Annotated in this window: 12 protein-coding genes; 11 read left to right on the top strand and 1 reads right to left on the bottom strand. The window is 65.5% G+C overall.

Going from position 1 to position 13,575, the window contains the following annotated elements; translation table 11 throughout:
- Window positions 1-6: 6 nt before the first annotated feature.
- The 11 genes from DV532_RS14155 (at window position 7) to DV532_RS14100 (ending at window position 13,282) form a co-directional block, all read left to right on the top strand.
- Window positions 7-1,065, top strand: coding sequence for an acyl-CoA dehydrogenase family protein (locus DV532_RS14155; protein ID WP_056801336.1), 1,059 nt, complete (start codon window positions 7-9; stop codon window positions 1,063-1,065).
- Window positions 1,066-1,068: 3 nt separating this feature from the next.
- The gene (locus DV532_RS14150) at window positions 1,069-2,220 is read left to right on the top strand and encodes an acetyl-CoA C-acetyltransferase (RefSeq protein WP_056801338.1); all 1,152 of its coding nucleotides are present in this window, start codon (window positions 1,069-1,071) and stop codon (window positions 2,218-2,220) included.
- Window positions 2,221-2,255: 35 nt separating this feature from the next.
- The gene (locus tag DV532_RS14145) at window positions 2,256-3,134 is read left to right on the top strand and encodes an SDR family oxidoreductase (RefSeq protein WP_056801341.1); all 879 of its coding nucleotides are present in this window, start codon (window positions 2,256-2,258) and stop codon (window positions 3,132-3,134) included.
- A 39-nt stretch (window positions 3,135-3,173) separates the two neighbouring features.
- A complete protein-coding gene (locus tag DV532_RS14140) occupies window positions 3,174-3,959 on the top strand; it encodes an SDR family oxidoreductase (protein WP_056801342.1) in 786 nt (261 codons plus the stop codon).
- Between the two features lie 10 nt (window positions 3,960-3,969).
- Entirely contained in the window at window positions 3,970-4,440 is a 471-nt protein-coding gene (locus DV532_RS14135) for a MaoC family dehydratase (RefSeq protein ID WP_056801344.1), read from the top strand.
- 6 nt (window positions 4,441-4,446) lie between these two features.
- Window positions 4,447-5,655 (top strand): acetyl-CoA C-acyltransferase, encoded by a 1,209-nt coding sequence (locus tag DV532_RS14130; RefSeq protein ID WP_177339535.1) that lies wholly within the window; start codon window positions 4,447-4,449, stop codon window positions 5,653-5,655.
- Between the two features lie 298 nt (window positions 5,656-5,953).
- Window positions 5,954-6,949 carry a hypothetical protein gene (locus DV532_RS14120; RefSeq protein ID WP_056801346.1) on the top strand — a complete coding sequence of 332 codons (996 nt, stop codon included), beginning with the start codon at window positions 5,954-5,956 and terminating at the stop codon, window positions 6,947-6,949.
- Window positions 6,946-9,312 (top strand): RND family transporter, encoded by a 2,367-nt coding sequence (locus tag DV532_RS14115; protein ID WP_056801348.1) that lies wholly within the window; start codon window positions 6,946-6,948, stop codon window positions 9,310-9,312. Before DV532_RS14120 ends, DV532_RS14115 begins: the two co-directional genes overlap by 4 nt.
- 72 nt (window positions 9,313-9,384) lie before the next feature.
- Window positions 9,385-10,602 (top strand): helix-turn-helix transcriptional regulator, encoded by a 1,218-nt coding sequence (locus DV532_RS14110; RefSeq protein WP_056801350.1) that lies wholly within the window; start codon window positions 9,385-9,387, stop codon window positions 10,600-10,602.
- Between the two features lie 87 nt (window positions 10,603-10,689).
- The gene (locus DV532_RS14105; protein ID WP_056801351.1) at window positions 10,690-12,102 is read left to right on the top strand and encodes a DUF1329 domain-containing protein; all 1,413 of its coding nucleotides are present in this window, start codon (window positions 10,690-10,692) and stop codon (window positions 12,100-12,102) included.
- Window positions 12,103-12,241: 139 nt separating this feature from the next.
- The gene (locus tag DV532_RS14100; RefSeq protein ID WP_056801353.1) at window positions 12,242-13,282 is read left to right on the top strand and encodes a Rieske 2Fe-2S domain-containing protein; all 1,041 of its coding nucleotides are present in this window, start codon (window positions 12,242-12,244) and stop codon (window positions 13,280-13,282) included.
- On the opposite strand, the gene DV532_RS30380 is transcribed toward DV532_RS14100, so the two are convergent.
- The gene (locus tag DV532_RS30380; RefSeq protein WP_056801355.1) at window positions 13,263-13,469 is read right to left on the bottom strand and encodes a hypothetical protein; all 207 of its coding nucleotides are present in this window, start codon (window positions 13,467-13,469) and stop codon (window positions 13,263-13,265) included. The two genes, DV532_RS14100 and DV532_RS30380, sit on opposite strands and share 20 nt — an antisense overlap.
- Between the last annotated feature and the right edge of the window lie 106 nt (window positions 13,470-13,575).

Here is a 13,575-nt window from a genome sequence, read left to right as displayed (position 1 = left end):
CAGGCCATGGACTTCACCTTTACCGATGACCAGCTGGCGTTTCGCGAAGCCATCAGCCGTTTCCTGATGACCGAAGCCGCCCCGGAAATGCTCCGGGAAATCTGGGAAACCGACGCCGGGCGCTCGCCCGACCTGCGCAACCGCATTGCTGCCCAGGGCCTGACGGCGCTGTCGGTGCCCGAAACCGAAGGCGGCCTGGGCATGGACGATGTGGCCTGGGCCCTGATGACCCAGGAACTGGGCTACTACGGCATCCCTGATTCGCTGGCCGACACCGCCTATGTGGCCGCTGGCCTGCTGGCCAGCCTCGACCCTGGGCACCCGGCGCGCACCGAGCTGCTGCCGCGCATCGCCGAAGGCAGTGTGCGCTTGGCGATCAGCCACACCATCAACCCGCTGGTCAGCGACGCCCAGCTCGCCGAGGTACTGATTTTGCCGGCGGGCGCCGACCTGCACCTGGTGCCGCGGGCGGCGGTGGATGTGCAGGCCAACCCGAGCATCGACGCCTCGCGGCGCCTGGGCCAGGTGAGCTGGAACCCGTCAGCGCAGACCTTGCTGGCCGCTGGCGAGCAAGGCCGCCGCCTGCAGGCGCAGATGCTCGACCGTGGCGCGCTGTCGGTGGCCGGGCAGTTGCTTGGCCTGGCCCAGCGCATGCTCGACCTGTCGGTGGACTACGTGGCCCAGCGCAAGCAGTTCGGCCGGCAGATCGGCAGCTTCCAGGCGGTCAAGCATCACCTGGCCGACGTGGCGCGCCAGATCGAGCAGGCCAAGCCGGTGCTGTACCGCGCCGCCCATGGCCTGGCGCGCGGCCAAGCGAACGCCTCGGTATGGGTGTCGCAGGCCCGCCTGGCCTGCTGCGAGGCCAGTTGGTTGGCCGCGCGCCACGGCATCCAGGTGCATGGCGCGATGGGTTACACCTGGGAAGTCGACCTGCAAATGTTCATGAAGCGAGCCTGGGCGCTGGATGCGTCCTGGGGAGACCGCGGTTTTCATAAATCCCGTGTCGGCGCCTACCTGTTCGCCGACGGCACCCGGCTTGGGCCGGGGCACACCTTCGAGGAGTAGAACATGGCACAGGCATATATTGTCGATGCGCTGCGCAGCCCCACCGGCAAGCGCAAGGGCGCGCTGGCCGAGGTGCATGCCATCGACCTGGGCGCGCATGTGCTCAAGGCCCTGGTCGCACGCAACGCCATCCCCGCCGAGGATTACGACGATGTGATCTTTGGCTGTGTCGATACCATCGGCGCCCAGGCCGGTGATATCGCCCGTACCAGTTGGCTGGCCGCCGGGCTGCCGCTGTCGGTGCCGGGGACCACGGTCGACCGTCAGTGCGGGTCATCGCAGCAGGCGCTGCACTTCGCTGCCCAGGCGGTGATGAGCGGCACCCAGGATGTGGTCGCCGTAGGCGGCGTGCAGACCATGACCCGCATTCCGATTTCCTCGGCGATGCTGGCCGGCCAGCCACTTGGCTTCGCCGACCCGTTCTCTGGCAGCGAGGGCTGGCGCGCGCGCTTCGGCACGCAGCCGGTCAACCAGTTTTATGCCGCGCAACGCATTGCCGAGCATTGGCAGATCAGCCGCGAGCAGATGGAAGTGTTCGCGCTGGAAAGCCATCGGCGGGCGTTGGCGGCCATTGCCAGCGGGCGCTTTGCCCGTGAGATCGTCGGCTACCCGGGCTTGGCGGTGGACGAAACCCCACGCCAGACCAGTTTGGCGAAAATGGCCGAGCTGCAACCGGTCGACCTGCAGTTCCCGTCGATCACGGCGGCGGTTGCCAGCCAGACCTGTGACGCTTCGGCAGCTTTGCTGGTTGTATCGGAAGCGGCGCTCAAGCGCTACGACCTGACGCCCAGGGCGCGCATCCACCACCTGACGGTGCTGGGCGACGACCCCATCTGGCACCTCACTGCACCGATTGCCGCCACCCGCAGGGCCTTGCAACGCAGCGGCCTGCGCATGGCCGACATCGACCGGGTGGAAATCAACGAAGCCTTTGCCTCGGTGGTCATGGCCTGGAGCAAGGAACTCGATTTCGACCCGGCGCGAACCAACGTCAACGGTGGCGCCATCGCCCTCGGCCACCCGCTCGGCGCCACCGGTGCCCGCTTGACCACCACGCTGCTCAACGAACTGGAATGCAGCGGCGGCCGCTATGGCTTGCAGACCATGTGCGAAGGCGGTGGCCAGGCCAACGTAACGATCATCGAGCGCCTGTAAAGCGCGCTTTTCATACCCGGTAAAAGGATTCAGACATGGCGATATGTGAAGGCCGCACGGTAATCATCACCGGTGCCGGCGGCGGTTTGGGCCGTGCTTATGCGCTGGCATTCGGCGCCGAGGGCGCCCAGGTGGTGGTCAACGATATTCGCGCCGAGGCCGCGCAGGCGGTGGCCAGCGAGGTCCGCGCCAGCGGTGGCCAGGCCATTGCCAACAGTGACGACATCACCACCCTGGCCAGTGCCCAGCGCATTGTCGACGCGGCGCTCGACGCGTTCGGCGAAGTGCACGTGCTGGTCAATAACGCCGGGGTGCTGCGGGACCGCATGTTCATCAGCCTGGAGGAGGACGACTGGGACCTGGTGATGCGCGTGCATCTCAAGGGCCACTACTGCCTGGCGAACATCCTCGGGCGCCGTTGGCGCGACCTGGCCAAGGCCGGCACCCCGGTGGCGGGGCGGATCATCAACACCAGCTCCGGCGCTGGCCTGCAGGGCTCGATCGGCCAGTCCAACTACGCCGCGGCCAAGGCCGGGATTGCCGCGCTGACCCTGGTGCAGGCGGCAGAACTTGCCCGCTACGGCATTACGGCCAACGCCCTGGCACCTGCCGCGCGCACAGCGATGACCGAAAGCGCCATGCCGGATGTGGTCAAGGCCCCCGCAGACGGCAGCTTCGATGCCTGGGCGCCGGAGAACGTCGCGCCGTTGGTGGTGTGGCTGGGCAGTGTCGAGTCGGCGCAGGTGACCGGGCAGGTGTTTGAAAGCCAGGGTGGGCGGATATCGCTGGCCGATGGCTGGCGCACCGGTACCACCGAGGACAAGGGCGGGCGCTGGCAGGTAGCGGAAATTGGCCCAGCGGTGGCGCAGATCCTGGCCCAGGCGCCGCCGGCGCAAAGGGTGTGGGGCAGCTAGGCCGCGCCAGAGCAGACCATCGACTACAGGAAACCACCTATGAAACAAGCTCCCCCGTATGTACCCGGCCACCAGTTGCTGGCCGGCAAGTCTGTGTTGATTACCGCCGCTGCAGGTGCCGGGATAGGCTACTCGGCAGCCCGGCGCAGCGCCGAGGAAGGCTGCCGCGCGCTGATGATTTCCGATGTGCACCCACGTCGCCTGGAGGAGGCGGTGCAACGCCTCAAGGCAGAAACCGGGCTGCAGGCCATTTATGGCCAGCTGTGCGACGTTACCGTGGAGGCCGATGTGCAAGCACTGGTCGACCGCGCCGAGGGCCTGCTGGGCGGCGTCGATGTGCTGATCAACAACGCCGGGCTCGGCGGCCAGAAGGCGGTGGTCGAGATGAGCGACCAGGAATGGTCACGGGTGATCGACGTGACCCTTACCGGCACCTTCCGCATGACCCGGGCCATGCTGCCACACATGCAGCGGCGCGGTGCCGGTGCCATCGTCAACAACGCCTCGGTGCTGGGCTGGCGGGCGCAGAAGGAGCAGGCGCATTACGCTGCGGCCAAGGCCGGGGTAATGGCGCTGACCCGCTGCAGCGCACTGGAAGCGGCCGAGCATGGCGTGCGCATCAACGCGGTGTCGCCGTCGATTGCCCTGCATGACTTTCTGAAGAAAGCCTCCAGCGAAGCGTTGCTCGCCAGCCTGGCCAGCCGCGAGGCTTTTGGCCGTGCCGCTGAGGTTTGGGAAGTGGCCAACGTGATGATGTTTTTGGCCAGCGACTATGCCTCGTACATGGTCGGTGAAGTGTTGTCGGTCAGTTCACAGCAAGCCTGAGGAGCCCCCCATGAGCCATGTGTTCAACAGTGCCCAGGCCTTGCTGGCTGCCGAGGGCACCGACCTGGGCTGCAGCGAATGGCTGACCATCAGCCAGCAGCGCATTGACCTGTTCGCTGAAGCCACCGGCGACCACCAATGGATTCATGTCGACCCTGAGCGGGCGGCGCAGGGCCCGTTCGGCGCCTGCATTGCCCACGGTTACCTGAGCCTGTCGCTGGTCAACCTGTTCCTGCCGCAACTATTGACCATCGACAACCTGGCGATGGGCGTCAACTACGGCAGCGACCGTGTGCGTTTTCCGGCGCCGGTGCGCGTGGGTGCGCGGGTGCGCGGCCGTGGCCAGGTGCTGCGCGCCGAGCAGGTAGCCGACAGCGTGCAGCTGGTGGTGCGGGTCAGCGTCGAAATCGAAGGCGAAAGCCGCCCTGGTTGCGTGATCGACACCATCAGCCGTTATACCTTCAACCCTGTAGCCGAGTGAGCCGTCATGGACCTGAATGAAGCCGTCATCGTTGCCACCGCGCGTACCGCGCTGGCCAAATCGTTCCGTGGGTCGTTCAACGACACCGAGGCACCGGTACTGGGTGGGCATGTGGTGCGTGCCGTGGTCGAGCGTAGTGGGGTCGAAGCCGATGCCATCGACGATGTGATCATGGGCGCTGCCGTGCAGCAGGGCACCCAGGCCTACAACATCGGCCGCTTGTGTGCCTATACCGGCGGGCTGTCGTACAGCGTGCCGGGCATGGCCGTGGACCGCATGTGCGCCTCGGGGCTGATCAGCATCGGGATGGCCGCCAAGGGCATTGTCAGCGGTGAGCTGAACATTGCCATTGGCGGCGGCGTGGAGTCGTTGTCGCTGACCCAGACCAAGCACAAGAACACCTACCGGGCGCAGTCCCAGGCCGTGCAGGCGCTGATGCCGGATGCCTACATCCCAATGCTGGAAACCGCCGAGATCGTTTCGCGCCGCTACGGCATCAGCCGCGCCGTGCAGGATGAGTACTCGCTGCAGAGCCAGTTGCGCACGGCGGCCGCTCAGCGTGATGGGTTGTTCGACGAGGAGCTGGTGCCGTTGGAGGTCGACAAGCTGCTGTTCGACCAGGACGGCCAGCCTGCCGGGCATCAGCGGGTGCGGGTAGACCGTGACGAGTGCAACCGGCCGAGTACCCGGCTGGAGGACCTGGCTGCGTTGAAGCCGGTATGGAAGGACGGCAAGTGGGTGGGCCAGGGCGAGTTCGTCACGGCGGGCAATGCCTCGCAGTTTTCCGATGGTGCCTCGGCCAGCTTGTTGATGAGCCGTGCCGAGGCGCGCCGGCGTGGTCTGGTGCCGTTGGGCATTTACCGCGGCATTGCCTTGGCCGGGTGTGCGCCACAAGAAATGGGCATTGGGCCGGTGCTGGCGGTGCCCAAGCTGCTCAAGCGTTTTGGCCTGGGGGTGGCGGATATTGGCTTGTGGGAAATCAACGAGGCGTTTGCCTGCCAGGTGGTGCATTGCCGGGATGCGCTGGAAATCCCGCCGGAGCGGTTGAACGTCAACGGAGGGGCAATTGCGATCGGCCACCCGTTTGGCATGTCGGGCGCGCGGATGGTGGGCCATGCCTTGCTCGAAGGGCGCCGGCGTGGCGTGCGCTATGTGGTGGTCGCAATGTGTATTGGTGGCGGGATGGGGGCGGCGGGGTTGTTCGAGTTGCCTTAATGCCCGTCAGTCAGGGGCGCCCGGGGCTGCTGCGCAGCCCTTCGCCGGCCGTACCTGTGGGAGATCACTCAGCCCTCTGGGCTGCGTTGGCGCGCAGAGCACTGAGTTTGCGGGCGGTGCGCTGACCCTGGGGGGAGCGGGCATGCCCGCGAAGCATCCAACACGGTGCCTGGCACCGGCTGCGCCGGTGTTCGCGGGTAAACCCGCTCCTACAAGGGCGGGGTTAAGCCATTTGGACGATGTAGCCCTGGGCAGGGCAGCCGGATCATGCCGGCACAATTCCAAGAGGGTCACCCCAATGCAGCCTGCCTCGCGCCAACTGATCGGTTACCTGATGAGCGCTATCGTCATCGCCGCCGTCGCCTTTGCCTTCGCCCCACGCCAGCCCACGCCGCTTGCCGTCAGCGAGGTGCTGGTCGACCGGGTTCAGGTCAATGCCTTGGTCAGCGTAGGTGACCGGCTGGTCGCCGTCGGTGAGCGCGGCACGCTGCTCACCAGCCACGACAGCGGCCGCAGTTGGCAGGCCAGCCAGCTGGGCGGCGGGCGTGACGCCACGCTGACCGGTGTGATCGCCGTCAATGCCCAGGTGCTGGTTGCCGTGGGCCACGACGGGTGGATCTTACGCTCCGCCGACGCCGGCCAAACCTGGCAGGAAAAGCACCACGACGCCGAGCTCGGCGAACCGCTGCTTGGGGTTTGGAGTGGGGATGGCCTGCGCGTGGTGGCCTACGGCAGCTATGGCAAGTTTCTGGTTTCGGAGGATGCGGGTGAACACTGGGTGGTTCGCGACATGCCAGGTGACGGCGCCCACTTCAACGGCCTCGACGGCGGCGCAGACGGGCAGCAGATGCTGGTTGGCGAGCAAGGCCTGGTGCTGCGCTCCAGGGATGGCGGCCAGCATTGGCAGCTTATGCCGCCGTTCTACAACGGCTCGTTGTTTGGGGTGGTACGCCTCTCGGCTTCGTCCTGGCTGGCCTACGGCATGCGCGGCCATGTTTTTCGCAGCAACGACTTTGGGGGCAGCTGGCAGCGTATCGATGTTGGCAGCAGCCAGCCGATCTACGGCCACGCCCGCTTGCCGGGGCAGGGCGGCTTGGTGCTGGTGGGGGGCGCCAGCCGGCTGATCCGCCTGGATGCCCAGGGCAACCTGTTGGGCATCGACCAGCGCAGCGGCTTGGGCACCTTGACCTCGGCTGTGGGCCTCAGTGGCCGCCACCTGCTGGTGGCCGGTGAACGCGGCGTGTTCCAGGGCCAGCAACCCACCGTTGCGGTCAGCCAGGAGGCTCAGCCATGAGCCGCAGCCGCACCGATCGCTGGGTACGCGCTGGCGCCGACCTGCTGCTGGACGCCAGGCGGGCCTGGCTTGGGTTGTTCTTGCTGATTAGCCTGGCGCTGGGTTACAGCGCTACCCACGTGCGCCTGGACCCCGGGTTCAACAAGCAGATCCCGGTGCGCCACGAGTATATGCTCAATTTCCTCGATTTCAGCCGGGCATTCACCGGGGCCAACCGCCTGCTGGTGAGCGTGCGCTGGAAGGGCGAGGGTGATATCTACCGGCCTGAATTCCTCGAGGTACTGCAACGCGTCACCGATGACGTGTTTTTCATCCCTGGGGTCAGCCGGCCCAGCGTGACCTCGCTGTTCACCCCCAATGTGCGCTATGTGGAAGTGACCGAAGAGGGTTTTGTCGGTGACCTGGTGGTGCCGCCGCAGTACACCGGCACCGCCGAAGACCTGCAGAAGGTGCGCAGCAATGCCGCACGCGCCGGCCAGGTAGGGCGCCTGCTAGCCAATGACCAGCGCGCGGCGTTGGTGCGTGCCGACCTACAGGACAGCGACCCGCGTACCGGCCAGCCGGTGTCGTACGTGGAGGTGGCCAAACGCCTGGAGGAGATCCGCGCGCGCTACGCCAGCGCCGACATCGAGATCAATGTGGTGGGCTTCGCCAAGTTGGTGGGTGATGTGGTCGAGGGGCTGAGCACGGTGCTGTTGTTCTTCGTCGTCGCCTTGCTGATTACCGCCCTGTTGCTTTGGGTGTACTCGCGCTCCTTGTGCCTGACCCTGGTGGCATTGCTGGTGGCGCTGCTGCCGGTGGTCTGGCTGCTGGGGCTGCTGCCGCTGCTGGGCCTGGGTATCGACCCGATGTCGGTGCTGGTGCCGTTCTTGATCTTCTCCATCGGCGTGTCGCATGCCGTACAGATGACCAATGCCTGGCGGCAGGACGTGCTGGCCGGGGCAACGGCAGCGCAGGCGGCCCATTCCGGCTTCTGCAAAATTTTCATCCCCGGTGCATTGGCGCTGCTGATGAATGCCCTGGGCTTTGCCGTGATCATGCTGATCGACATCCCGATCGTGCACGAACTGGGCGTAACGGCCTGCCTGGGGGTGATGCTGATGATCGTCACCAACAAGATGGTGTTGCCGTTGCTGCTGTCCTACCTCAAGGTCAAGCCGCCGGCGGCGGTGCAGGCAGATGCGCGGCACCACCCGCTGTGGTGGCGCCTGTCGGCACTGGCGCAGCCTGGGCCTGCGTTGCTGGTGTTCAGCATCAGCCTGCTGCTGCTGGGGGTGGGGGTGTTCAAGGCGCGGCAACTGGCGGTGGGTGACATCGGCCCTGGCGCGCCGGAGCTGCGTGCCGATTCGCGCTACAACCAGGACAACCAGCGCATCGTCAGCAGCTACGCCATCGGCCTCGACGTGCTGGCGGTATTCGTCCAAACCCACGGCATCGACGAAGCCTGCCTGGCCCCGGCGGTAATGCGCGCTGTCGAGTCGTTCGACTTCCAGATGCGCAACGTCGCCGGGGTGCAGTCGGTGCAGAGTGTGGCCGGCATGGGCAAGGCAATGATTGCTGGCAACAACGAGGGCAACCCGCGCTGGGCCGCCATACCTGGGTCGGCGCGGGGCCTGCAGCAAGGCTCGATGGCGTATACGCCGGATTCGGGGCTGGTCACCGAAGGTTGCCAGCGCATGCAGGTGCTGGTGTTCCTCAACGACCACGAAGGCGCGACCGTGGCCCATGTGGTCAGCGAGGCCCGGCGTATCATCGCCAACGTGCAGGTGGCGCAGGCCACGTTTCACCTGGCCGGGGGCAATGTCGGGGTAATGGCCGCGGCCAACGAGGCGGTCAAGCAGGCCGAGGTCTGGATGCTGGCGGCACTGTTCTGTTCGGTTGGGCTGTTTTGCTTGCTGACCTTCCGGTCATTGCGTGCGGTGCTGTGCATCGTGGTGCCGCTGGGCATCGTGGCAATCCTGTGCAACGCGCTGATGGCGTGGCTGGGCATTGGCCTGAAGGTCGCGACCTTGCCAGTGATGGCGCTGGGGGTTGGGGTGGGGGTGGACTATGGCATCTACCTGTATGAGCGCATTCAGCATGAAATGGCTGACGGCCAAGACCTGCGCAACGCCTTTTACCGCGCCATGTGCCAGCGCGGCACGGCGGCGGTGTTCACTGCGCTGACCATGTCGATTGGGGTGGGCACCTGGGCCTTCGCGCCGCTCAAGCTGCAGGCCGACATGGGCATCCTGCTGGCGTTCATGTTCTTGGTGAACGTGTTCGGCGCGATCTTCCTGCTGCCGGCACTGGCGGCCTGGTTCGACCGCGGCCGGCCACTGGTGGCACGTAACCTGCTGCCGAACGCCGCGGTAGGGCACTGAAGGGCGCTGCGCCCGACACCATTACGAGCATGCGCGGGCCGGGGTTACCGGCCCCGCGCTGGGGGCTTGCCTATGCAAACCACGTTGTCCAATGCCCAGGTGCTGGCCCAACTGGGTATCGAACTGGCTGAGTACGAGCGGCTGATCGGCAACATGTATGACGCCGCGCTCGACACGCGGCGCCTGAACGAGGCCCTGCAGCAACTGCGCGAGGTCTTCGCAGCAAGCTACGTGACACTGATCCTGCGCGTGCTGGATGAGCCGTTGCTGTCGCCGATGATGGTGGCCGGCGATGTCGAGCCCGGCGAAGGCGGGGTCAACCACTTTGCCTATTGCGAAAAAGCCTCGCTGTTCGACCGCCTGCCGGTGGACACGGTGTTCACCATCGACGAGTTGATGAGCGATGCCGAGTGGGCCGGTTCAGCGTTCTACCTGTTGTATTGCGAACCTTACGGCTGCTTCCACATGCTCGGTGTCGATATCAGCATGCCGGACGGCGGCACTGTGCGCCTGCGCATCAACCGACCGCGTGAGCAAGCACGGTTCGCTGCCATCGAACGGGCGTTGTGCGCCATGCTGGTGCCGCACCTGCGCCGTGCCTTGCACATGCACGCCTTGCTCGACCGCAGTGCGTCGCTGGGCACGCTGTACTCCCAGGCCATCAACCGCCTGGCGGTGGCGACCATCGTGCTGGATGAAACCGGCAGCGTGTTGCAACTGAACCCGGTGGCCCGTGAGATTCTCGCCAGCAATGACGGCCTCAAGCTGGTAGGTGGCCGCCTGGAGGCGACGTACCCGAGCGACAACCGCGAGCTGGCCCGGCTGGTGCGCTCGGCCTTTCTGCGCAGCCGCCTTGGCCAAACGGCCGGGCAGGGTGCCGAGGCCATGTCGGTTTCGCGCCCTTCCGGGCAGGTCAACCTGGGGCTGGTGGTGGAGTTGATCCCCAGCCAGGAGCTGGTCGAGGGCAAGGGCAAGCCGACCGTGGTGGTGTATGTGCGGGACGCAGTGGGCAAGTCGCTGGCAAGTAGCGGGGTGACCTCGCAGCTGTACCACCTCACCCCGGCCGAGACTGGCCTGGCACTGGAACTGGCCAACGGCTTGTCGCTGGAGGAGGCCTCCGAGCGCCTCAACATTCGCCGCAACACGGCCCGCGCGCACCTGCGCTCGATCTTCTCCAAGACCGGCGTGCGGCGCCAGACCGAGCTGGTGCGGATCATGCTCAACAGTGTGGTCGCGCTGGGCGAAGCCGCGCCTTTGGCGCCGCCGGGGCCGGTGGGACAGGCCCTGTAGCGGGGCGTTAGTCCGAGCGGACGATGCTCCTTGTGCGAGGGCCTACCGATACTGGGCCACCGCTATCGGTAACCAAGGAGAACAATAATGACCGACAGTAATCCGGCCCACCGCTGCCTGGCCCACGCGCGCAGTAGCGCTGTGCGCGGCTTGGCCATCGGCCTGCTGCTAGGGGCCGCGAGCCCGGGTATTGCCCTGGCCGCCCCCGAGGATGTCGAGCGCCTGGGCAAGGATCTCACCTGCATGGGCGCGGACCCGGCCGGCAACGCTGATGGCAGTATTCCCCCTTATGCTGGCAAGTGGTTGGGTGTGCCGCCGCATGTCTCGTTCAAGGGCACAGGCCAGCATCCGGTGGACCCCTATCCGGACGAGAAACCGCTGTTCGTGATCACGGCTGACAACCTGGCCCAGTACGGTGATGCCCTGTCTGACGGGCAGAAGGCGCTGTTCAAGCTGTACCCGGCCACCTTCAAGATGCCGATCTACCCCAGCCACCGAGATTTCCGCTTCGACGACGCGGTGTGCCAGGCCACCCGCGAGAATGCCAAGGTGGCCAAGCTGGTGGACGATGGCGAAGGCGTGGTCGGCAAGACCGGGGGCACGCCATTCCCGGTGCCGCGCAGCGGCCTCGAACTGTTGAAGAACGCCTCGACCTTTACCTTGCGCGCCTGGACCGAGGAGTACATCTCCGACAACGCCTACGTGCTCAAGGACGGCAATATCAACTGGGGCCGGGTGCATTCGCGCAACCTGGCACCGGCGCTGGAACCGGGCAAAGTGGGCGATACGGTGGGCAACTCGTCGTTCTACCTCAACGAAACCCTGTTGCCGCAACGCGACAAAGGCGAGATCAACACCGGTACCGAGTTTTGGAACGACAAGACCGAACCGCGCCAGGCCTGGCGCTATGACCCGGGCACGCGCAGGGTGCGGCAATCGCCGGGGTACGGCTTTGACATGTCGTTCCCGGGCAGTGGTGGTTCGATCACCGTCGACGAGGTACGCCTGTTCAACGGCTCGGGCCAGCGCTATGACTGGAAAATCGTCGGCAAGCGGGAAATGTTCATCCCCTACAACGCTTACCGCGTGCATGCCCCGGACCTCAAGTACGCCACCCTGCTGACGCCTGGGCACCTCGATCCGCAGGCCATGCGCTACGAGCGCCATCGGGTGTGGGAGCTGGAAGGCACCCTCAAGCCCGGCTATCGCCACCTGTATGGCAAGCGCAAGTTGTACATCGACGAGGACACCTGGTTCCCGATCATGGCCGACAACTATGACAACCGCGGCGAGCTGTGGCGCACCTCGATGGTCAACTACTTCTATGCCTACGAGTCGCAACGGCCGCAAGCCGGCGTGGGCCTGTACCACGACCTCAACGCCGGCAGCTACCTGGCGTTCAACCTGATCAACCAGCAGCGCAATGGCTACCAGCTCAACCGCACCGGCTTCAGCCCACGCGATTTTGGCCCGGAGGCGGCGCGGCGTTTCGGCCAATGAGGCGCGCTCGGGCCTGACCTAGTCCGATTGAAGGATGAGGGCCCGAGCCGGCTGCTCAAAGATAGCTGCCAGGTATTCCCCCTAGGACCGCAGGGGTATTGCCGGTGACTGGCGTATCCACTACAGGAATAACAACAACATGACCAAACTCGCCGAACTTTCCATCGAAAGCGCCCAGCGCGCGCACCGTTATGCCAGGGGCTGGCATTGCCTGGGCGTGGCCGACGACTACCGTGATGGCAAGCTGCATACCCTGGACGTTTTCGGCACGCGCCTGGTGGCCTTTGCCAACAGTGCCGGTGCCATCAGTATTCTCGATGCGTTTTGCCCGCACATGGGCGCCGACCTGTCCCAGGGCACCATCGAAAACGACACCGTGGTGTGCCCGTTTCACCACTGGAAATACGATACCAGTGGCAAGTGCGTGGAGATCCCCTATTGCAAGCGCATACCGCCCAAGGCAAAGACGCGCAGTTGGCTGACCTGTGAGGAAAACAACCTGCTGTTCGTGTGGAACAACCCCGAAGGGCGCCCGCCCAAGGACGGCGTGGTCATTCCGCACTTGCCAGAAATGGACGACCCGGAGTGGATCCACGACTGGAACATCGACACCATGCTGATCGACACCAACCCGCGCGAGCTGGTCGACAACCTGGTCGATGCGCAGCACTTCGGGCCGGTGCACGGCACCCCGACCAAGTATTTCGCCAACGTGTTCGAAGGGCATATTGGCCGGCAGATTTTCCATGGCGACTCCGAGCGCCTGGGTGGCGACCTGATCGCGCCTTCGGCGTATTACGGGCCGGCCACGCACTTCACCGAATTGAGCTCGATGTTCGGCGACCTGCGCGTGCACGCGATCTTGCTCAACAGCCACGTACCGGTTACGCCAGACAGCTTCGTGCTGCGGTTTGGCTGCATGGTCAAGCGCGTGCCTGGCCTTACCGATGAGCAGAATGGCGAGATTGCCAAGGCCTACGTTCAGAGCAACCGTGAGTCGTTTTACCAGGATGTGGTTATTTGGAAGCACAAGGTGCGTATCGACAAGCCGGTGCTGGCCGAAAACGACGGCCCGGTTTACCAACTGCGTGAGTGGTACCAGCAGTTCTTCACGGACGAAGACCAGGTGCCGGCGAGCATGGCCGAGCGCCGCGAGATTGTCACGGTGGATGAACGCTAAGGGCCACAGCGCCGCGCCAGCCTGGGGCTGGTGCGGCGCCGAACGAGGGGTTGGTGATGAAGATACAGAGCTTTTTGGCGTACTGCGTGCCACTGTCAGTGGCCTTGATCATCGGGCTGACGCTGATCGCTTCGGCCGCGCCCGAATCGGCGGCGGCCAAGGCGTGCCGGCAGATTCCCGGCTGCATGCACGTCTTGCCAAGTTTTCAAGGCTTGCCTGGCGTGCGCTGAAGCGTGGGGCCGTTGCAAGGCAACGAAAAAAGCCGGCGCTCTTGACGAGGCCGGCTTTCACAG

The organism is Pseudomonas sp. Leaf58, from assembly GCF_003627215.1.
Lineage (GTDB): Bacteria > Pseudomonadota > Gammaproteobacteria > Pseudomonadales > Pseudomonadaceae > Aquipseudomonas.
Note: the sequence above shows the minus strand (reverse complement) of the source record. Positions and strands in the feature narration are given on the sequence as shown.

Bases quoted from the DNA above. Each gene is read 5' to 3' on its own strand.
- DV532_RS14155 (WP_056801336.1), top strand. From the start codon at position 7: ATGGACTTCACCTTTACCGATGACCAGCTGGCGTTTCGCGAAGCCATC.
- DV532_RS14150 (WP_056801338.1), top strand. From the start codon at position 1,069: ATGGCACAGGCATATATTGTCGATGCGCTGCGCAGCCCCACCGGCAAG.
- DV532_RS14145 (WP_056801341.1), top strand. From the start codon at position 2,256: ATGGCGATATGTGAAGGCCGCACGGTAATCATCACCGGTGCCGGCGGC.
- DV532_RS14140 (WP_056801342.1), top strand. From the start codon at position 3,174: ATGAAACAAGCTCCCCCGTATGTACCCGGCCACCAGTTGCTGGCCGGC.
- DV532_RS14135 (WP_056801344.1), top strand. From the start codon at position 3,970: ATGAGCCATGTGTTCAACAGTGCCCAGGCCTTGCTGGCTGCCGAGGGC.
- DV532_RS14130 (WP_177339535.1), top strand. From the start codon at position 4,447: ATGGACCTGAATGAAGCCGTCATCGTTGCCACCGCGCGTACCGCGCTG.
- DV532_RS14120 (WP_056801346.1), top strand. From the start codon at position 5,954: ATGCAGCCTGCCTCGCGCCAACTGATCGGTTACCTGATGAGCGCTATC.
- DV532_RS14115 (WP_056801348.1), top strand. From the start codon at position 6,946: ATGAGCCGCAGCCGCACCGATCGCTGGGTACGCGCTGGCGCCGACCTG.
- DV532_RS14110 (WP_056801350.1), top strand. From the start codon at position 9,385: ATGCAAACCACGTTGTCCAATGCCCAGGTGCTGGCCCAACTGGGTATC.
- DV532_RS14105 (WP_056801351.1), top strand. From the start codon at position 10,690: ATGACCGACAGTAATCCGGCCCACCGCTGCCTGGCCCACGCGCGCAGT.
- DV532_RS14100 (WP_056801353.1), top strand. From the start codon at position 12,242: ATGACCAAACTCGCCGAACTTTCCATCGAAAGCGCCCAGCGCGCGCAC.
- DV532_RS30380 (WP_056801355.1), bottom strand. From the start codon at position 13,469: ATGCAGCCGGGAATCTGCCGGCACGCCTTGGCCGCCGCCGATTCGGGC.